Origin of the sequence: Roseovarius sp. MMSF_3350 (assembly GCF_030733425.1) — a bacterium.
Lineage (GTDB): Bacteria > Pseudomonadota > Alphaproteobacteria > Rhodobacterales > Rhodobacteraceae > Roseovarius.
Map to the genome: position 1 here is coordinate 39,167 of NZ_JASHIZ010000025.1, position 17,257 is coordinate 56,423.

The window sequence follows — 17,257 nt, forward strand, 5'->3', positions numbered from 1 at the left end:
AAGAGCGGGCGCCTCAGCTGTCGTAGTCGATGGCGTGACGCAGCTGTTTTTCGAATTCCAGCGCCTTGCCGGTGCCGAGCGCCACGCAGTTGAGGCTGTCATCTGCAATGGAGACCGCCAGCCCGGTCTGTTCGCGCAGTGCGAGGTCGAGGTCGCCCAGGAGGGCGCCGCCGCCGGTAAGCATTACGCCACGGTCGACGATGTCGGCGGCAAGGTCCGGCGGGGTGGCTTCCAGCGCCGTCATCACCGCCTCGCAAATCTGCTGGACGGGTTCGGCCAGCGCCTCGGCCACCTGCGCCTGGCTGATCTCGGTTTCCTTGGGCACGCCATTGAGCAGGTCCCGGCCGCGGATCTGCATGGAACTGCCGCGCCCGTCGTCGGGCATGCGGGCCGTGCCGATGGAGGTCTTGATGCGCTCGGCGGTGGATTCACCCACCAGAAGGTTCTGCTGCCGGCGCAGGTAGTTGATGATCGCCTCGTCCATGCGGTCACCGCCGACGCGGATCGAGCGGGCATAAACGATGTCGCCCAAGCTGAGGACGGCAACCTCGGTGGTGCCGCCGCCGATATCAACGACCATGTTGCCCGTGGGGTCGGTGATCGGCATCCCCGCACCGATGGCCGCCGCGATTGGCTCGGCCACCAGGCCTGCCCGCCGCGCGCCGGCGCTAAGCACGGACTGGCGGATCGCGCGTTTTTCAACGGGTGTCGCGCCGTGGGGGACGCAGACGATGATCTTGGGCTTGGAGAAGGTCGAGCGCTTGTGCACCTTGCGGATAAAATGCTTGATCATCGCCTCGGCGGTGTCGAAATCGGCAATGACGCCTTCGCGCATCGGGCGGATCGCCTCGATGGACCCTGGCGTGCGGCCCAGCATCAGCTTGGCGTCCTCGCCCACGGCCAACACCTTCTTGACGCCGTCCTTGACGTGATAGGCCACCACGGATGGCTCCGACAGAATGACGCCCCGCCCCTTGACGTAGACCAGCGTATTGGCCGTGCCGAGATCGATCGCCATGTCGGCGGTGAAGAGCCCGGGGATTTTGTCAAAGATGGACATGGGTGCCTGCGTCCTATGGTTAATAGTTTCCTGGTCCCCGACTCGACCATCGGAAACCGTTCGCACTTATAGAGTGGGCGTTTGTCGGGTGAAAGGGTGGTTTCGGGACTGCTGAGCATCAAATTGCCGGGGGTGATCGCCATGCGCCAACCTAACGTGGCACCGGATATGCAGAAAACCACGATGCATTGAAGAGGCGCGCGCCACAAGAGAACCTGTTTTGGTGCTGAATGGAGCAGGACCGGGATGATCACCTCGTCGGTGATCATGGTGCTGCTGGGGAGGATTGAACTCCCGACCTCACCCTTACCAAGGGTGCGCTCTACCACTGAGCTACAGCAGCGCCGGTTCGTGGCGGGGTGATTAGACCGTTCCGTGCATTCGTGCAAGCGTAATCTGGACGCTTTTTGGCGACTGCTGTAGACAGGCGGCATGAGCACGAACCCCCCGCCCAAATCAGGCGCCAAACCCAAGCAGAGCCGCGAGGATCGGCTGAAGGCGGCGTTGAAGGCGAACCTGGCGCGCCGCAAGGCCCAGGCACGCGACAAGGCAGCGGGACAGGAGGGGCAAGAGGCAGGCCAAGGCAAGAAAAAAGGCGGATAGGGCGCATGGACTCGATACTCGTGACGGGCAATGGCCCGCTTGAAGGGCAAATCCCGATTGCCGGGGCCAAGAACGCGTGCCTGACGCTGATGCCGGCCACGCTTCTGAGCGAGGAGCCCCTGACACTGACCAACGCGCCGCGCCTGTCGGACATCAAGACGATGACCGCGCTGCTGCAATCGCTAGGCGCCGAAGTGACGACGCTGCAGGATGGCCAAGTCCTGGCGATGTCGAGCCATGACCTCGACAGTCACGTGGCCGACTACGACATCGTGCGCAAGATGCGAGCCTCGATATTGGTGCTGGGCCCGATGCTGGCGCGGGACGGTCATGCGGTGGTATCGCTACCGGGCGGATGCGCCATCGGGGCGCGGCCGGTGGACCTGCACCTCAAGGCACTGGAGGCGATGGGCGCGGAGCTTGAGCTGAAGGAAGGCTATGTGCATGCCAAGGCGCCCGGGGGCCTGAAGGGCGGCACGGTGGACTTTGCGTTGGTGTCGGTTGGGGCGACGGAAAATGCCCTGATGGCGGCCACGCTGGCGAAGGGTACCACGGTCCTGAAAAACGCGGCGCGCGAGCCCGAGATCGTCGATCTGGCGCAATGCCTGCGCAAGATGGGCGCGCAGATCGAGGGCGAAGGCACGAGCGAGATCACGATCCAGGGGGTCGAGCGGCTGAATGGCGCAACCCATCCGGTCGTGACGGACCGGATCGAGTTGGGCACGTTCATGCTGGCCCCCGCGATCTGCGGCGGCGAGGTGGAGTGCCTCGGCGGGCGGATCGACCTTGTCGAGGCGTTTTGCGAGAGGCTCGACGCCGCCGGTGTTTCCGTCGAAGAGACCGATGCCGGCCTGAAGGTCACCCGGAAGAATGGCCGCGTACGCGCCGTCGACGTGGTGACCGAGCCATTTCCGGGCTTTCCGACCGACTTGCAGGCGCAGATGATGGCGCTGATGTGCACAGCCGAGGGCACCAGCGTTCTGGAAGAGAAGATTTTCGAGAACCGTTTCATGCACGCCCCGGAACTGATGCGGATGGGCGCGCGGATCGACGTTCATGGCGGCACCGCAACCGTGACCGGCGTCGAACGGCTCAAGGGCGCGCCGGTCATGGCGACCGATCTGCGGGCAAGCGTCTCGCTGATCCTGGCGGGCCTGGCCGCCGAAGGCGAGACGCTGGTCAACCGCGTCTATCACCTTGACCGCGGCTATGAGCGGGTCGAGGAAAAGCTGGGCAATGTCGGCGCAAAAATAGAACGGGTGCAGGGCGAATGACCGAAGACGCGCGTTTCGAAGATGGGCGTGAGGCGCCGCTAAACCTAGGCGCCTTCGATGCCGAGGATCTCGACGTGGTGTCGAGCCTGGTACAGGACGCTGTCTTTACCTTGCAGGATATGGCCTGGCGCCCCCGCGAGCGCCGACTGGCGCTGCTGATCAACCGGTTCCGCTGGGAGGACGGCGCGCGGGCGCGGCACGGAGCCGAGCGGGTGCGCTCGCTTCTGGTGATCGACAATGTCGAGGGCGTCTCCAGCCAAGGGTTGGATCGCAGTGATCCCGATGTGATCCTGTCGATGCTTTCGGTCGGGTTCGAGCCCGATGCCGCCGAGGACGTGGCAGGCTATGTGACGCTGACTCTGGCAGGTGACGGCGCCTTGCGGGCCCGGATCGAGGCGCTGGAAGTCACGCTGCGCGATGTCACGCGCCCCTATCGCGCACCGTCCGGCAAGGCGCCGGACCACGACGCATGAGGCTGCGCGTCCAGAGGCGGGGCCGGCAGGCATGAATATCGCGCGCTTCGTCATCATCGCCGTTCCGCTGGGTGTTGTTCTGATTTATTTCGTCATGCAGTCGCTCACCATCGGCGAGGCCGCGCACCGGGATCTGGTGGATGACGGCAATCTGATGGAGGAGATCCGAAAACGCTCGTTCCCCGGCCTTTACGACGCCATTGAAGCCGGCTTTCCCGAAGACTATGCCGAGCATGTCGAGGAGATCGAGGAGATCGCGCTGGATACCGATTTGGCTCGGCACGACCTCGGCCCCGAACTGATGGCCGAAAGTGATGCCTTCGTGGCCGAATTGCGGGCCGATAACGCCATGCATGTCCGCAATGCGGGGCGCGACCCCCTGATGGAGATCCAGCGGGCGCAGCTGGCGCTTCTCAAGGGCCTGACCGATGCGCCGGATCTGTGTATTCGCGTCGCCAAGGGCGGGTTGGGCAGGCTGGACCGTGTCGAGCTGAGCCGGATAGAACCGGACCTGCATGGCCGCTGGCTGACCGCGCAGTTCGCGGCGATGGCGGCGGGACGGGACACGCCGGAGAGTTTTGAAAAACCGTCTGAAGCGGACTGGCGGATCTTCCTGCAGGGCTGGCGCGAGGCGGAAGGCGAGACGACGCCCGCGATGCAGGCCTATCTTTGGTCGGACGAGGAGGATCCCGGCCTTTACTGCGAGGGCGCCATCGGGTTTGCTCGGCGGCTGATCGCGGATGCCACGCCATCGGGCCTGCGTATCCTAGCCGACTATACGGCGAGCCTTGTGCGGTAACACCGAATTGGCGTTGGTGGCGCAGGGGCTTGAGGCGCGGCAGGCGTCGGTCTAAGTCTGCGCGGCGACAGGAGGATGCCCATGCCGGTGCGACTGACCACCAAGGACGAAGATTTCGAGGCGCGGTTCACCGCGCTGCTGAACGCCAAACGTGAAGACAGCCCCGATGTGGACGAAACCGTGGCGCGCATCATCGCAGATGTGCGGGCGCGGGGCGACGCGGCGCTGATCGAACTGACCGCAAAGTTCGACAGGCAGGAACTGACGCCGGACCGGTTGCGGTTTTCGCCACAGGAAATCGCGGCACTGGTGGCGGATGTCCCACGGGACGAGATGGCGGCGTTGGAACTGGCGGCCGCGCGCATCCGGGCTTATCACGAACGGCAACTGCCAGAGGATGCCTCTTGGCAGGACGAATGCGGCGCAACACTGGGCTGGCGCTGGTCGGCGGTCAGCGCGGTGGGCCTTTACGTCCCCGGCGGGCTTGCGTCCTATCCGTCTTCGGTGCTCATGAACGCGATCCCGGCCAAGGTGGCAGGGGTAAAGCGGCTGGCGATCGTGGTGCCGACGCCGGATGGTGTGGCAATTCCCGCCGTCCTGGCCGCAGCACAGATCGCCGGGGTGGACGAGATCTACCGCGTGGGCGGGGCGCAGGCAATCGCGGCGCTGGCCTATGGCACCGAAACCATCGCGCCGGTCGACAAGATCGCCGGACCGGGCAACGCCTATGTCGCGGCGGCCAAGCGGCGGGTTTTCGGCAGGGTGGGTATCGACATGATCGCCGGGCCGTCGGAGATATTGGTGATCGCCGACCGCGACAACGAGCCGGACTGGATCGCGCTGGACATGTTGAGCCAGGCGGAGCACGACGAGAGCGCGCAGGCCCTGTTGATCTCCGATGATGTCGCGTTTGCTGATGCGGTGGAGGCGGCGATAGCGTCGCGGCTGGAAACACTGGAACGTCGGGCGATTGCCGGGGCAAGCTGGCGCGATTTCGGCGCGGTGATCGTGGTCGAAGACATGGACGAGGCCGCGACGCTGGCCAACCGGATCGCGCCGGAACACCTCGAGTTATGCGTGGCCGAGGCCGAAAGTTTGGCCGACAAGATCACGCATGCGGGCGCGATGTTCCTTGGCGCCTGGACTCCGGAAGCGATCGGCGACTACGTCGGCGGACCGAATCACGTTCTACCCACGGCACGCTCCGCACGTTTTTCCAGTGGGCTCAACGTGCTGGATTTCATGAAAAAAACCACCATGGCGCGAATGACGCCCGGAGCATTGAAGGCAATCGGACCGGCGGCGGAGACGCTCGCGCAATCCGAGAGCCTCGAGGCGCACGGGTTGAGCGTACGGGCACGGCTGGACAAGCTGAACGAAGGCTAGCCGGCTGGCTGATCGGGCCTTGCGGGTCACATCGTCGCAAAAACGCCATGACAGGACGTTCGGCTGCATTGCTCGTTCCCGGGGGGTGGGGTAGGCAGGATCGAGACTGCCGAAGAGAAGACCCATGAGCCGTATCTGTCATATAGAGTTGGATGATGCCAACCTGCCGCCGCCCACGCCCGAGATCGAGCAGGAGCGGAAAGTGGCGATGTTCGATCTGATCGAGGAGAACTCGTTCAGCCTGCCCATCCGCGACGACCGGGTCGCGCCAGATGGGCCTTACCGCGTTGGGTTGTCGATCCGCGAGAAGCGGCTGGTGTTCGACATTCGCACCGAGGATGATGCGCCCGCAGCGGAATTTCACCTTTCTTTGTCGCCCTTTAGACAGGTGGTCAAGGATTACTGGGCGATCTGCGAAAGCTATTTCGACGCAGTGAAGAACATGCCGCCGAGCCAGATCGAAACCATCGACATGGCCCGCCGGGGCATTCACAACGAGGGCGCCCGGGTGCTTGAGGAGCGGCTGGAGGGCAAGGCGAAGGTGGACAACGATACCGCGCGGCGCCTGTTCACGCTGATCTGCGTGCTGCATTTCGGGAGCTGACGCGAATGGTCGAGGAGCTTCCTCAGTCCGTTCTGTTTTGCTGCGATCACAATGCGGTTCGGTCTCCGATGGCCGAGGGGATCATGAAAAAGTTCTATGGCGCAGACACTTACGTCCAATCGGCGGGCGTGATGGGGGACATGGACATCGACGGGTTCTCGATCGCCGTCTGCGACGAGATCGGCGTAGAGCTGGCACGCCACCGCACGCGCAGCTTCGACGAGATGGAGCAATGGGGAGATGATCTGTCCTCGTTTGACCTTGTGGTCGCGCTCAGCCCGGCGAGCCAGCGCAAAGCCCTTGATCTGACACGGGTTTTCCATCTCGACGTCGTTTATTGGCCGATCATGGACCCGACCGGGCTGGGGGAGACGCGGGAGGCGAAGCTGAACGCCTATCGCCAGACGCGCGACCAGATCGTGGAGCATCTGAAGAAAAGGTGGGGAAACCCCAAGGATTTGACATGACTGCAAAAAATGTAATCGACGCGTATTTCCAAGCGTTCAACAAAGGCGACGTGGACGGCATGCTGGAGTGCCTGAGCGAGGACGTGGCGCACCACGTGAATGAAGGGCAGGTGCGGACGGGCAAGGCGGCGTTTGCGGCGTTCTGCGAGCACATGAGCCGCTGCTACAAGGAACACCTTGATAACATGGTGATTTTCGAGGCCGAAGACGGCACGCGAGGCGCGGCGGAGTTTGTGGTTAACGGGACTTACCTGGCGACAGACGAAGGGCTTCCGGAGGCAAAGGGACAAACCTACAAGCTGCCGGCGGGGTCGTTTTTCTCGTTGGAAAACAACAAGATCACGCGGGTCGTGACCTATTACAACCTTGCGGATTGGACGCGGCAGGTCAGCGCCTGATGCGGGTGGAGCGGCTGACGGGCGAGGGGCTTGCGGCGGCGCTGGACGAGGTGGCGCAGCTGCGGATCACGGTTTTTCGTGATTTTCCATACCTTTACGATGGCAATGCCGCCTACGAGCGGGCCTATCTGGAGCCTTATCGGCAGAGCGAGGACGCGATAATGGTGGCGGCGTTCGACGGGGACCGGCTGGTGGGGGCCTCGACGGGGACGCCGATGGAGGACCACGCCGAGGATTTCGGGGCGGCGTTTTCAGGTCAAGATATTGCAATGACAGATATATTTTATTGTGCCGAGAGCGTTTTGCTGCCCGAGTACCGCGGCCGCGGGCTGGGGCATGCATTCTTCGATGCGCGGGAAGCCCATGCAAGGGCGCTGGGCCGCGACTACGTCGCCTTTTGCGGCGTGATGCGCCCGAAAAATCATCCTTTGAGACCAGAGGGTTATCGGCCGCTGGACGGGTTCTGGCGCAAGCGGGGATATGCCCCGGTCGAGGGGGCCGTTGCGACCTATCGCTGGAAGGATATCGACCAGCCGCATGAGACCGATCACCCGCTGCAATTCTGGATGCGGCGACTCGAAGGTTAATAGCGCCGATCGCCCGGGAAAACGGAACGTCGGTATCGTGTCGGTATTTCAGCGGTACGCCGACGGTGCGATTTTCGCGACTGACCGTGGTTAACCGGGCGTGCGCTAGTGGTTGCGCAAAAGCTGCCCGAGACCCGTCAGGCGATCCTCTATCCCGGCGAGGCGCAGCACGTCCCAGAGCATCGCCTGGTTCGAACAGATCACCGGCTTGCCCAAGCGCTGTTCGAGCCGGTCGACCACCTCGATGCTGCGCAACGCGCCGCAACTGATCAGGACGGCGTCGGCCTCGCGGCGGTCGATGGCGCAAGCGAAGTCGAAGATGTAATCGGGCGCGACGCGGATCATCTCGGTGTCGTAGTGGAGGCCCATGCCGTGGGTGGCGAGGACCTCGATACCGGACCGCGCGAGGAAGCGGGCGACGGTGTCGTTGAGGTCGGAAGTGTAGGGGCTGCCCAAGACGATGCGCCGCAGCCCCAAGGCCCCGAGCGCCTTGCGGACGGACCCGGCGAGTGACGTGGCGTGCGCCCCCGGAGCGCCCCTGGCCAGTTCGGCGCAGGTTTCAGCCTCGCCCACGGCGACGGTGCCCGAAGTGCAGGCAAAGGAGATCACGTCGAGGCCATCGTCGGGCAGGATGCGGGCGGCGGCGGTGGCGAGGGTTTCGCGAACCTGCGCGAGGCTGTCGGTGGAGATTTCGCGCGGCATCGAAGCGCGGGCGAAGAAGGCGCCGACGCCGGGGGGAAGGTGGCGAATCATCTCGTGCTCGGTGGTCTGTTCGTTGGGGATGAGGACAAAGCCGACGCGGGCCCGATGATGGACGCCTTCGTCGAAACGGGGGGCGGAGAGGACCGCCGCGCGGGCGGCGTCGGAAAGGGGGGCAGCGTTGGTCATGCGCGAGGGGCCTTTGCGGTAGGTGTCGGGGTGGAGGGTAGCATGGATCAGGTCCCGGGTCTTCCCGGGGTCGCCGCAACGTCCTCTTTCGGGGATTGCCGAAGTTGGCCGTTCGGTCAGCGGATGATCGTGCGGTGACACGCGACCGGACTTCATCCCGGACTGGATCCGGGATCTCCTGCGACCGTGAGGTCCCGGGTCAGGCCCGGGACGGGTGGCGGGATTGTTGCGTGAAGCCCACGGTGCGGAAATTCGGGAGATCGACAATGGCTCCGCGCGGCGCTTTCGGTGTACCCCTTCAGAGCCCGGGGGGGCGAAGGGAATGGGACGATCGACATGACGCGCCTCCTTGCAGCGTTTTTTGCCGCTTTTGCCGTGCTGGCGACGGGTCAGTCCGCCGACGCCACCCCGCGCGAGCGGATCGGCTATGGCTGGCTGGCGACCAACGACATTTTCGGCGACCTGCACGACCGTTGGCAGACCGGCTCGGTCTCGACCAGCCGGATCTGGGGCCGGGGCTGGGACGGGCGTCTGCCGCCGGGCTTTGGCGAGGTGCTGGAGCTGCGCTTCAACGGGCGGATCGTGTCACCCCAGAATCTGAACAGGCCCGCGCCGGGCGACCGGCCCTTTGGCGGCGCGCTGTCGCTGGGGCTGCACACGCATTTCGCCCGAGGTGCGATGGACTATGCCGTGGGCGTGGATGTGGTGGTGACCGGGCCGCAGACCGGCCTCGACGATTTGCAGAAGTTTCTTCACGACTACCTGGGCGGGCGGAACATTTCCGGCCGGGTGCGCCGCAACCAGGTCAGCAACGACGTGACCCCCGAACTGGTGATGGAAGCCGGCCGCAGCTTCGACCTTGGTGGCAATGCCGAACTTCGGCCCTTTGTCGAAGGGCGCTGGGGGTTCGAGACGCTGGCGCGGGTGGGATTTGACATGACGATCGGCCAGCGCGGGCGCGATGGCCTGCTGGTGCGCGACCCGGTGACCGGCCAGCGGTATGTCGCGGTGCAGGGCAACGAGGCGCCCGGCGCGAGCTTTGTCTTCGGCGCTGACGTCGCCTATGTGGACAGCAGCGAACTGTTGAACCGCGACCGGGGCATTCAGCTGACCGATGCGCGGACAAGGGTGCGCACGGGCGTCAACTGGCAGGGCAAACGGGGTGGCACGGTGTTCTATGGCCTGACCTGGCTGGGCGAGGAATTCGAGGCGCAAAAGGAAGGCCAGCTTGTGGGCTCCGTGCGACTACGCCTCAATTTCTGAACGTAACCCCTTGAAATTTCTTCCCACAGTGATTCGCGCCTGTTAGGTTGCCGGCACAAAAAGACTAAAAAAGACTACAAAAGGCAGGCATACAGGCAATGGGAACGACCTTTCGGGGCGCGTTCGTCATATCCTGGTCGCAGACGGAAGTGGACGGTTTGGACGCCGCTCCTGTCCAGTCTCTGAACGTGGGGGCCGCATGGTCCTGGCGCGGGGATCTGGTGCGGGTGGACGGGCCTAACGAAGTTCTGCGCCTGGAGCGGACGGAACGGGACGCAATGAGCCGCAAATGCGCGGCCAAGCTGGTGCGGCGGCTGGTGAAGGCCGCGCGCACGGGCACGACGCAACTGGACGAGGTGGAGGTGCGCGAGCCGCTGATGGACAGCGGATTCGTGGTGACCAACGGAGTTCGAAGCTATACCATCACGGTGATCGACGTGGGGCATGGTGCGCCGCCACTGCTGATGTTCCTTGACGACATTCCGCCGAGAAATACCGAGATGTGGGTGGTGCATCAGGCGCTGGGCGCGCATCGCAGCCAGACGACGGACGTGGAAAGCGGCGGGGTGATCTGTTTCACGCCGGGCACCCGGATCGAGACGCCGGACGGGCCACGGTTGATCGAGGAGTTGCGCGAGGGCGACTATGTGCAGACCAAGGACAACGGCGCGGAGGAAATCCAGTGGATCGGCAGCCGCCGGATGACCGGGGCGCGGCTCTTTGCGATGCCGCATCTGCGGCCGGTGCGCATTCGCGCGGGCGCGCTGGGTGTCGAGCGGCCGGACGAGGAACTGCTGGTCAGCCCCGAGCACCGGATGCTGGTCGAGGGCGAGATCGCGCAGACGCTTTACAACACGCCCGAGGTGCTGGTGTCGGCCAAGGACCTGATCAACGGCGGCAACATCGCCATCGACCTTGCGGCGCGGGAGGTGACCTATGTGCATCTGCTGTTGCCGCGCCATCAGGTGCTGTGGGCCAACGGGGTGCAGACCGAGAGCTTTCATCCCGCCTCGGCCTCGCTTCAGGCGCTGGACGAGGACGATCGCAAGCGGCTTCTGGAGTACAATCCGACGCTGGAATTCGAGCCGCAGACCTATGGCGGGTTCGCGCGGCGCAACCTGAGCGCGTCGGAAGCGGCGATCCTGATGCACGAGGCGGCCTGACGCGACAGAAGGTTGCAGGCGGGATGTCCCGAGGGATGTGCCTTGCTGCATATGCACGAATTTATGATGCAATAACCACCCCTTATATCGAGGGCCCGGTGTCGTTTTTTCTTGCACTCCCGTCGCTGGAATGCAGTTTAGGCCGGAATTTACGAACCTGTTACGCCAAGGAGTTCGCGTGTCCCTCTTCTTTATCGTAGCACTTCCGTTTTTCGGCGCCCTTCTGCCGGGCTTGATGAATTCGGCGGGCCGGTCGTCCTGTGCAGGGGTCACGTTCACGGTGTCGCTGGCGGCGTTCATCGGGCTTTTGACCAACCTTCCGACGGTTCTGGCCGGCGGCACGGTGATGGCGCAAATCGACTGGATGCCGGCGCTGGGGCTGAACTTCACGCTGATGCTTGACGGGCTGGGGTTCTTCTTTGCCTTCCTGATCCTGGGCATCGGGATGCTGATCATCGCCTATGGGCGGCAATACCTGAGCCGCGAAGACCATATGGGCGAGTTCTTCACCTATCTGCTGCTGTTCCAGGGCGCGATGGTGGGGATTGTCCTGAGCGATAACATCCTGCTTTTGCTGGTGTTCTGGGAGTTGACCTCGCTGTCGTCCTTCCTGCTGATCGGCTATTGGAAGCATCTGCCCGAGGGTCGACAGGGCGCGCGGATGGCGCTGGCGGTGACCGGTATGGGTGGCCTGGCGATGATCGGGGGGATGCTGATCCTGGGCCAGATCGTGGGCAGTTACGACCTGAGCGTGATCCTGCAAAACCGCGAGATGATCCAGGCCGATCCGATGTACGTGCCGGCGCTTGTCCTGATCCTGCTGGGGTGTTTCACCAAGTCGGCGCAGTTCCCGTTCCATTTCTGGTTGCCGCACGCGATGGCCGCGCCGACGCCGGTCAGCGCCTACCTGCATTCGGCCACCATGGTGAAGGCGGGGATCTTCCTGATGGCGCGGATGTGGCCGGTTCTGTCGGGCACGCCGGAATGGTTCGTGATCGTCACCACGGCGGGGCTGATCACGATGGTGCTGGGCGCGGTCATTGCGCTCTTCAAGCATGACCTGAAGGCGCTGCTGGCGTTCTCGACGGTCAGTCACCTGGGGCTGATCACGATGCTGTTGGGCACCGGGACGGCGTTTGGCGCGATGGCGGCGGTGTTCCACATCCTGAACCACGCGACGTTCAAGGCGGCGCTGTTCATGTCGGCGGGGATCATCGACCACGAGGCACACACGCGGGATATCCGTCTGCTTGGTGGGTTGCGCAAGCTGATGCCGGTGACGTTTGTCATCGCCACGCTGGCGGCGTTGTCGATGGCGGGGATTCCGCTTCTCAATGGCTTTTTGTCAAAGGAAATGATGCTGGAGGAGGCCAACCACACGGTGCTGTTCGACACGTGGTGGTTCGTGCCGGCGCTGGCGGTGATTGGCTCGCTGTTTTCGGCCGCCTATTGCTTCCGCTTTATCTCTCACACCTTCCTTGGGCCGGTGCGCGACGATTACCCGGCCAAGCCGCATGATCCGCCGGCGGGCATGTGGCTGCCGCCCGCGATCCTGGTCGTGCTGGTGGTGGTGATCGGCGTGGCGCCGTTCCTGGTGCAGGATTTCGTGTTCCTTGTGGCAAAGGCCGTCATTGGCGGGGTCGAACCGCTGGAGGTGAAATACATCAAGATCTGGCACGGGCTGGTGCCGGCGCTTTACATGTCGATCGCCGCCGTGGTGGGCGGGCTGATCGTGCTGGCGCTGTTCAAGCCGTTGCTCAAGCTGTGGGATGCGGCGCCGCGGCCCGAGGCCAAGGTGATCTTCGAGTGGATCGTCGAGACGGCAGCGGCGGGGGCGCGGGCGCTGATCCATCCGATTCATAACGGATCGTTCACGCGCTATGCCGCAGTGGGGTCGGTGGCGATCATCGTGGTGGGCTATTATGCGTGGGCCACCGGGACCGTGGCGGAAGCCACGCGCAGCATGCAGCCCGCGACGGCTGTGACCATCGCCGGATGGCTGATGCTGGTGGCGGCGACCGGGGCGCTGGTGATCCTGCATCGCAACCGCTTCTTCTCGTTGATCCTGATCGGGATCGTGGGGCTGATGGTGTCGGTGGGCTTCATCTTCTTCAGCGCGCCGGATCTGGCGATGACGCAGTTCACCGTCGAGGTGGTGACGATCATCCTGCTGCTTCTGGCGCTGAATTTCCTGCCCAAGACGACGCCGGTGGAAAGCAGCCTGCTGCGCCGGGTGCGCGATGCGGGCGTGGGCATCGTCGGTGGGCTGGCGGCATTCGGGCTGTCCTATCACTACCTTCTGCGCGATGCGGTGAGCAGCCCGATTTCCGAGTATCATCTGGCCAACTCCTATAAGGGCGGCGGCGGGACCAATGTGGTGAACGTGATCCTCGTCGATTTCCGGGGTTTCGACACTTATGGCGAGATCATCGTGCTGGGGATCGCGGCACTGCTGATCTATGCGCTGACCGAGACGCTGCTGAACAGCAACGTGCGGGCGCGGCTGCTGAACCGCAAGCCGGACCAGCCGCGGGCGGGCGACATGCATCCGATGATGATGGTGGTGCTGACGCGGGTGATCATGCCGGTGGTCATGATGGTCGGTTTCTACATCTTCCTGCGCGGCCATAACGAGCCTGGCGGCGGGTTCATCGCCGGGCTGGTCGTGTCGATCGGCGTGGTGATGCAGTACATGGCGAGCGGCTTTGCCTGGACGTCACAGCGGTTGAGATACCCCTATCACGGGGTGATCGGCGCCGGCGTCCTGATTGCCGGGCTGACCGGCATCGGGTCGTGGTTCGTGGGCAAGCCGTTCCTGACCTCGGATTTCACCTATGTGCGCATTCCGCCCTTCGAGAAGTTCGAGCTGGCGACGGCGGCGCTGTTCGATCTGGGCGTGTTCCTGGCCGTGGTGGGCGCGGTGATGCTGAGCCTCGAGAGCTTCTCGCGGCTGGCGCGGCGGGCGCATACGCCGGACACGGAACACCCGATGGATATCGACCCGTCTCGGGATGACCCGCCGAAAACGGTGGGCGCAAGCGGGGGGCCTGTCTGATGGAGTTTCTTGTTGCATCGGCCATCGGTGTCATGACCGCGGGCGGGCTTTACCTTGTGCTGCGGCTGCGGACCTTCCCGGTGATCCTGGGGATTTCGCTGCTGACCTATGCTGTGAACGTGTTCCTGTTCGCCTCGGGGCGGCTGACCGTGGGGGCGCCGCCGGTACTGGTGGACGGGGTGGAGACCTATACCGATCCGCTGCCGCAGGCGCTGGTGCTGACGGCGATCGTGATCTCGTTCGGGATGACGGCGGTGGTGGTGATGATCGCGCTGGGATCGTTCCTGGGCGCGGATGACGACCATGTGGACGACCAGCCCGAGGAAGACGAAGACGCGCAGGCGGAGGGCCAGCAATGACCCATTGGATTATCGCGCCCGTCGTGCTGCCGGCGTTGCTGGCGCCGTTCATCGTGCTGGCCGCACGGTTTCATTTCGGTATTCAGCGGGCCTTTTCCGTGGCCGGTGTCGTGGCGCTGATCGCCATTTCGGCAAGCCTTGCGTGGTCCGTGTCGGACGGTGACGTGATCCTGTATCAGCTGAGCGACTGGGCCGCGCCGTTCGGAATAGTGCTGGTGGGCGACCGGCTGTCGACGCTGATGGTGCTGCTGACCTCGGTGCTGGCGCTGTTCGTGCTGCTTTATGCCATCGGGTCGAGATGGGACGAGCGGGGCTGGCATTTCCATGCGCTGTTCCAGTTCCAGTTGATGGGGATCATGGGCGCGTTCCTGACCGGCGACCTTTTCAACCTGTTCGTGTTCTTCGAGGTGCTGCTGATCGCCTCCTACGGCCTGATGATCCATGCGGGCGGCAATGAACGGTTGCGGGCGGGGGTGCAGTATGTGCTCTACAACCTCATCGGCTCGACGCTGTTTCTGTTCGCGCTGGGTTCGATCTATGCCGAGGCGGGGACGCTGAACATGGCGGACCTCGCGCAGCGGGTCACGCAGATCGGCGCGGAAGAGACCGTGGGCATCCGGGTGGCCGCCGTGCTGCTGCTGCTGGTATTCGCCATCAAGGCGGCGCTGGTGCCGCTGCATTTCTGGCTGCCGTCGAGCTATGCCGAGGCACCGGCGCCGGTGGCGGCCCTCTTTGCGATCATGACCAAGGTGGGGGCCTATGCCATCATCCGGGTCTACACGATGATCTTCCCACCCGACCTTGAGGCGACGGCGGGGCTGCACGTGGTGTGGCTGATGCCGGCCGCGCTGGTGTCGCTGGCGATCGGCATGATCGGCGTGCTGGCGGCCAAGAAGCTGGACCGGCTGGTGGCGTTCTCGATCATCGGGTCGATGGGCATGGTGATGGTGGCGATTGCGCTGTTCACCGAGGACGGGATCGCGGCGGCGCTCTATTACATCGTGCATTCGACGCTGGCGGGCGCGATCCTGTTCCTGATCACCGACCTGGCGCGGTCGGGGCGCGACAACCTGAACCTGACGGCACAGCCGCCGGTGGCGGGGGCGGCGCTGACGGCGGGGCTGTTCTTTGTCGGCGCGATTGCCATGGCGGGCCTGCCCCCGCTGTCGGGGTTCCTGGGCAAGCTGCTGGTGCTGGACGCAGCCTATGACAGCGCGCAGATGGCGTGGATCTGGGCCGTGGTGCTGGCCTCCAGCCTGATCAGCATCGTCGGGTTTGCCCGGGCGGGCAGCAACGTGTTCTGGAAGGCCCGCAGCGTCGCGCGGCCCGAGGGGGCGCCGCTGCTGGCCGCGCCGTCGGCGCTGAGCTATACCGCTGTCGGCGGGCTGGTGGCGCTGTTGATTGCGCATACGGTCTTTGCCGGGCAGGTGCACGGTTATACCAGGGCGATCTCGGCACAGCTGTTCGCGCCCGAGCCTTACATCTCAACCGTGCTGGAAACGCCGGGCAAGCTGGGCCGGCCCGAGGACAAGGCCAAGGGCAGCTATGGGGACGACGGACATGGCGACGGCGGCTATGGCGATGACGCGGCCGCGGGCGAGACCAGCGGCGGCTATGGTGACGAGCAAGAGGACGAGGGGTACTGACATGACGCGCGCGTTCTACTGGCTGATCCCGCATCCTTTCCTGACCCTGCTGCTGACGCTGGTCTGGGTGCTGTTGCAGAACGGATTTTCCGCCGGGATGGCGGTGTTCGGGCTGATCCTGGGCATCATCATCCCCTGGATGACGTCGATCTGGTGGCCGGACACGCCCAAGGGCTTCAACCTGTTTCGTATGTTCACCTATGGCCTGATCGTGATCTGGGATATCATCATCGCCAACCTTCAGGTGGCGTGGATCGTGCTGACGGTGCCGAACGACAAGCTGAAGCCGGCCTGGATCGTGGTGCCACTGGATCTGCGCCAGCCCGAGGCGATCACCGTCCTGGCAGGCACGATCACGCTGACGCCCGGCACGGTGTCGTCGGACCTGTCGGACGAGGGGCACAGCCTGTTGGTGCACGTGCTGCACACCGACGACCCGGACGGCGTGCGCGACGAGATCAAGACCCGCTACGAGGCCCGGCTGGAGGAGATTTTCGGATGAGCAACCCTGCCGACATCATGGATATCGCGATCGTCATTTCTTTCGTGGCGCTGGCACTGGGGCAGCTTCTTTCGATGGTGCGCCTGGTAATGGGGCCGACGCCGGGGGACCGGATCCTGGCGCTGGACACGATGGTGATCAACGCGCTTGGGCTGGTTGTGATGGTGGGCATCTACCAGGGCGTGCAGGTCTATTTCGAGGTCACGTTGCTCATCGCGATGCTGGGCTTCGTGTCCACGGTCGCACTGGCACGGTTCATCCTGAGGGGGGACATCATCGAATGAGCTGGATCGACATCGGATATCTTGCCGTCGCGTTCTGCCTGCTGGTGGGCTCGGGCTTCGTCATGGTAGGCGTCTTCGGCTTGCTGAAGTTCAACGACCCGATGGCGCGCCTGCACGCGCCCACCAAGGTGGGCACGCTGGGGATCGGGATGTTTCTGCTGGCGTCGTTGATCCACTCTTTCCTGATTGGCGACAGGTCCTTTCACGAGCCGTTGATCATGGCGTTTCTGTTCGTGACGGCGCCGATCTCGGCGCATTTCATCGCCAAGGTGAACATCCACAAGCGGGCCTGCGAGACCCCGCCCAGCCCGCCGCGGGATGACACGTGGTCGACCCTGACGGACCCGGACGTGGAGAAAGAGGCCGAGGCGGACGCGGCGAAGGCGCGGGAGTAGGCGCGCGACAGGGTGGCGTGAGGTCCCGGATCGGGTCCGGGACGGCAGTTT

At 64.3% G+C, this 17,257-nt stretch carries 19 protein-coding genes and 1 tRNA gene; 17 read left to right on the plus strand and 3 right to left on the minus strand.

Translation table 11 applies throughout. The features are described from left to right. Positions 1–13 precede the first annotated feature (13 nt). Together RBB31_RS18765 and RBB31_RS18770 are read right to left on the minus strand one after the other, a co-directional pair. Positions 14–1,060: a rod shape-determining protein gene (locus tag RBB31_RS18765; RefSeq protein ID WP_057792035.1), complete on the minus strand. Its 1,047-nt coding sequence runs from the start codon at positions 1,058–1,060 to the stop codon at positions 14–16. Between the two features lie 268 nt (positions 1,061–1,328). Further along, positions 1,329–1,403 (minus strand) — tRNA-Thr (locus tag RBB31_RS18770). Positions 1,404–1,492: 89 nt separating this feature from the next. On the opposite strand from RBB31_RS18770, the gene RBB31_RS18775 reads away from it, so the two are divergent. The 9 genes from RBB31_RS18775 to RBB31_RS18815 all read left to right on the plus strand — a co-directional run bounded on the left by RBB31_RS18775 (position 1,493) and on the right by RBB31_RS18815 (position 7,651). Beyond that, on the plus strand, positions 1,493–1,663 hold the full coding sequence (locus RBB31_RS18775) for a hypothetical protein (protein ID WP_306130791.1): 171 nt from the start codon (positions 1,493–1,495) through the stop codon (positions 1,661–1,663). A gap of 5 nt (positions 1,664–1,668) precedes the next feature. Beyond that, the gene (murA, locus tag RBB31_RS18780) at positions 1,669–2,937 is read left to right on the plus strand and encodes a UDP-N-acetylglucosamine 1-carboxyvinyltransferase (RefSeq protein WP_306130792.1); all 1,269 of its coding nucleotides are present in this window, start codon (positions 1,669–1,671) and stop codon (positions 2,935–2,937) included. Next, entirely contained in the window at positions 2,934–3,410 is a 477-nt protein-coding gene (locus RBB31_RS18785) for a DUF2948 family protein (RefSeq protein ID WP_306130793.1), read from the plus strand. The genes murA and RBB31_RS18785 overlap by 4 nt, the downstream gene beginning before the upstream one ends. Before the next feature lie 31 nt (positions 3,411–3,441). Continuing rightward, on the plus strand, positions 3,442–4,209 hold the full coding sequence (locus RBB31_RS18790; protein ID WP_306130794.1) for a hypothetical protein: 768 nt from the start codon (positions 3,442–3,444) through the stop codon (positions 4,207–4,209). 81 nt (positions 4,210–4,290) lie between these two features. Beyond that, complete coding sequence (hisD, locus tag RBB31_RS18795) at positions 4,291–5,595, plus strand: histidinol dehydrogenase (protein WP_306130795.1); 1,305 nt, start codon at positions 4,291–4,293, stop codon at positions 5,593–5,595. Positions 5,596–5,719: 124 nt separating this feature from the next. Then, on the plus strand, positions 5,720–6,199 hold the full coding sequence (locus RBB31_RS18800; protein WP_152475813.1) for a UPF0262 family protein: 480 nt from the start codon (positions 5,720–5,722) through the stop codon (positions 6,197–6,199). 5 nt (positions 6,200–6,204) lie between these two features. After that, positions 6,205–6,666 (plus strand): low molecular weight phosphatase family protein, encoded by a 462-nt coding sequence (locus RBB31_RS18805; protein WP_306130796.1) that lies wholly within the window; start codon positions 6,205–6,207, stop codon positions 6,664–6,666. Beyond that, positions 6,663–7,064, plus strand: coding sequence for a ketosteroid isomerase-related protein (locus RBB31_RS18810; RefSeq protein WP_306130797.1), 402 nt, complete (start codon positions 6,663–6,665; stop codon positions 7,062–7,064). Before RBB31_RS18805 ends, RBB31_RS18810 begins: the two co-directional genes overlap by 4 nt. Next, positions 7,064–7,651, plus strand: a complete 588-nt coding sequence (locus tag RBB31_RS18815) for a GNAT family N-acetyltransferase (RefSeq protein ID WP_306130798.1) — start codon at positions 7,064–7,066, stop codon at positions 7,649–7,651. The genes RBB31_RS18810 and RBB31_RS18815 overlap by 1 nt, the downstream gene beginning before the upstream one ends. A gap of 105 nt (positions 7,652–7,756) precedes the next feature. Here RBB31_RS18815 and RBB31_RS18820 read toward each other — a convergent pair whose 3' ends face one another. Then, a complete protein-coding gene (locus RBB31_RS18820; RefSeq protein ID WP_306130799.1) occupies positions 7,757–8,539 on the minus strand; it encodes an arylmalonate decarboxylase in 783 nt (260 codons plus the stop codon). 336 nt (positions 8,540–8,875) lie between these two features. Between RBB31_RS18820 and RBB31_RS18825 the strand changes: the two genes are divergently transcribed. From RBB31_RS18825 to mnhG, 8 genes are all read left to right on the plus strand, one after another. Beyond that, the gene (locus tag RBB31_RS18825; protein WP_306130800.1) at positions 8,876–9,802 is read left to right on the plus strand and encodes a lipid A-modifier LpxR family protein; all 927 of its coding nucleotides are present in this window, start codon (positions 8,876–8,878) and stop codon (positions 9,800–9,802) included. A 98-nt stretch (positions 9,803–9,900) separates the two neighbouring features. Further along, on the plus strand, positions 9,901–10,965 hold the full coding sequence (locus RBB31_RS18830) for a Hint domain-containing protein (protein ID WP_306130801.1): 1,065 nt from the start codon (positions 9,901–9,903) through the stop codon (positions 10,963–10,965). Between the two features lie 178 nt (positions 10,966–11,143). Then, positions 11,144–14,020 carry a monovalent cation/H+ antiporter subunit A gene (locus RBB31_RS18835; RefSeq protein ID WP_306130802.1) on the plus strand — a complete coding sequence of 959 codons (2,877 nt, stop codon included), beginning with the start codon at positions 11,144–11,146 and terminating at the stop codon, positions 14,018–14,020. Continuing rightward, entirely contained in the window at positions 14,020–14,379 is a 360-nt protein-coding gene (locus RBB31_RS18840; RefSeq protein WP_306130803.1) for a Na+/H+ antiporter subunit C, read from the plus strand. Before RBB31_RS18835 ends, RBB31_RS18840 begins: the two co-directional genes overlap by 1 nt. Further along, entirely contained in the window at positions 14,376–16,025 is a 1,650-nt protein-coding gene (locus RBB31_RS18845) for a monovalent cation/H+ antiporter subunit D (RefSeq protein WP_306130804.1), read from the plus strand. Before RBB31_RS18840 ends, RBB31_RS18845 begins: the two co-directional genes overlap by 4 nt. Before the next feature lies 1 nt (position 16,026). Next, positions 16,027–16,527: a Na+/H+ antiporter subunit E gene (locus RBB31_RS18850; protein WP_306130805.1), complete on the plus strand. Its 501-nt coding sequence runs from the start codon at positions 16,027–16,029 to the stop codon at positions 16,525–16,527. Further along, the gene (locus tag RBB31_RS18855) at positions 16,524–16,811 is read left to right on the plus strand and encodes a K+/H+ antiporter subunit F (RefSeq protein ID WP_152475805.1); all 288 of its coding nucleotides are present in this window, start codon (positions 16,524–16,526) and stop codon (positions 16,809–16,811) included. The genes RBB31_RS18850 and RBB31_RS18855 overlap by 4 nt, the downstream gene beginning before the upstream one ends. Next, on the plus strand, positions 16,808–17,206 hold the full coding sequence (gene mnhG, locus RBB31_RS18860) for a monovalent cation/H(+) antiporter subunit G (RefSeq protein ID WP_306130806.1): 399 nt from the start codon (positions 16,808–16,810) through the stop codon (positions 17,204–17,206). The genes RBB31_RS18855 and mnhG overlap by 4 nt, the downstream gene beginning before the upstream one ends. The last annotated feature ends 51 nt before the right edge of the window (positions 17,207–17,257 follow it).

What these genes read in the sequence shown, in the direction of transcription:
- mnhG (WP_306130806.1), top strand. Translation starts at nt 16,808, where the DNA reads ATGAGCTGGATCGACATCGGATATCTTGCCGTCGCGTTCTGCCTGCTG.
- RBB31_RS18810 (WP_306130797.1), top strand. Translation starts at nt 6,663, where the DNA reads ATGACTGCAAAAAATGTAATCGACGCGTATTTCCAAGCGTTCAACAAA.
- murA (WP_306130792.1), top strand. Translation starts at nt 1,669, where the DNA reads ATGGACTCGATACTCGTGACGGGCAATGGCCCGCTTGAAGGGCAAATC.
- RBB31_RS18790 (WP_306130794.1), top strand. Translation starts at nt 3,442, where the DNA reads ATGAATATCGCGCGCTTCGTCATCATCGCCGTTCCGCTGGGTGTTGTT.
- RBB31_RS18830 (WP_306130801.1), top strand. Translation starts at nt 9,901, where the DNA reads ATGGGAACGACCTTTCGGGGCGCGTTCGTCATATCCTGGTCGCAGACG.
- hisD (WP_306130795.1), top strand. Translation starts at nt 4,291, where the DNA reads ATGCCGGTGCGACTGACCACCAAGGACGAAGATTTCGAGGCGCGGTTC.
- RBB31_RS18820 (WP_306130799.1), bottom strand. Translation starts at nt 8,539, where the DNA reads ATGACCAACGCTGCCCCCCTTTCCGACGCCGCCCGCGCGGCGGTCCTC.
- RBB31_RS18805 (WP_306130796.1), top strand. Translation starts at nt 6,205, where the DNA reads ATGGTCGAGGAGCTTCCTCAGTCCGTTCTGTTTTGCTGCGATCACAAT.
- RBB31_RS18815 (WP_306130798.1), top strand. Translation starts at nt 7,064, where the DNA reads ATGCGGGTGGAGCGGCTGACGGGCGAGGGGCTTGCGGCGGCGCTGGAC.
- RBB31_RS18800 (WP_152475813.1), top strand. Translation starts at nt 5,720, where the DNA reads ATGAGCCGTATCTGTCATATAGAGTTGGATGATGCCAACCTGCCGCCG.
- RBB31_RS18825 (WP_306130800.1), top strand. Translation starts at nt 8,876, where the DNA reads ATGACGCGCCTCCTTGCAGCGTTTTTTGCCGCTTTTGCCGTGCTGGCG.
- RBB31_RS18850 (WP_306130805.1), top strand. Translation starts at nt 16,027, where the DNA reads ATGACGCGCGCGTTCTACTGGCTGATCCCGCATCCTTTCCTGACCCTG.
- RBB31_RS18840 (WP_306130803.1), top strand. Translation starts at nt 14,020, where the DNA reads ATGGAGTTTCTTGTTGCATCGGCCATCGGTGTCATGACCGCGGGCGGG.
- RBB31_RS18845 (WP_306130804.1), top strand. Translation starts at nt 14,376, where the DNA reads ATGACCCATTGGATTATCGCGCCCGTCGTGCTGCCGGCGTTGCTGGCG.
- RBB31_RS18775 (WP_306130791.1), top strand. Translation starts at nt 1,493, where the DNA reads ATGAGCACGAACCCCCCGCCCAAATCAGGCGCCAAACCCAAGCAGAGC.
- RBB31_RS18785 (WP_306130793.1), top strand. Translation starts at nt 2,934, where the DNA reads ATGACCGAAGACGCGCGTTTCGAAGATGGGCGTGAGGCGCCGCTAAAC.
- RBB31_RS18765 (WP_057792035.1), bottom strand. Translation starts at nt 1,060, where the DNA reads ATGTCCATCTTTGACAAAATCCCCGGGCTCTTCACCGCCGACATGGCG.
- RBB31_RS18855 (WP_152475805.1), top strand. Translation starts at nt 16,524, where the DNA reads ATGAGCAACCCTGCCGACATCATGGATATCGCGATCGTCATTTCTTTC.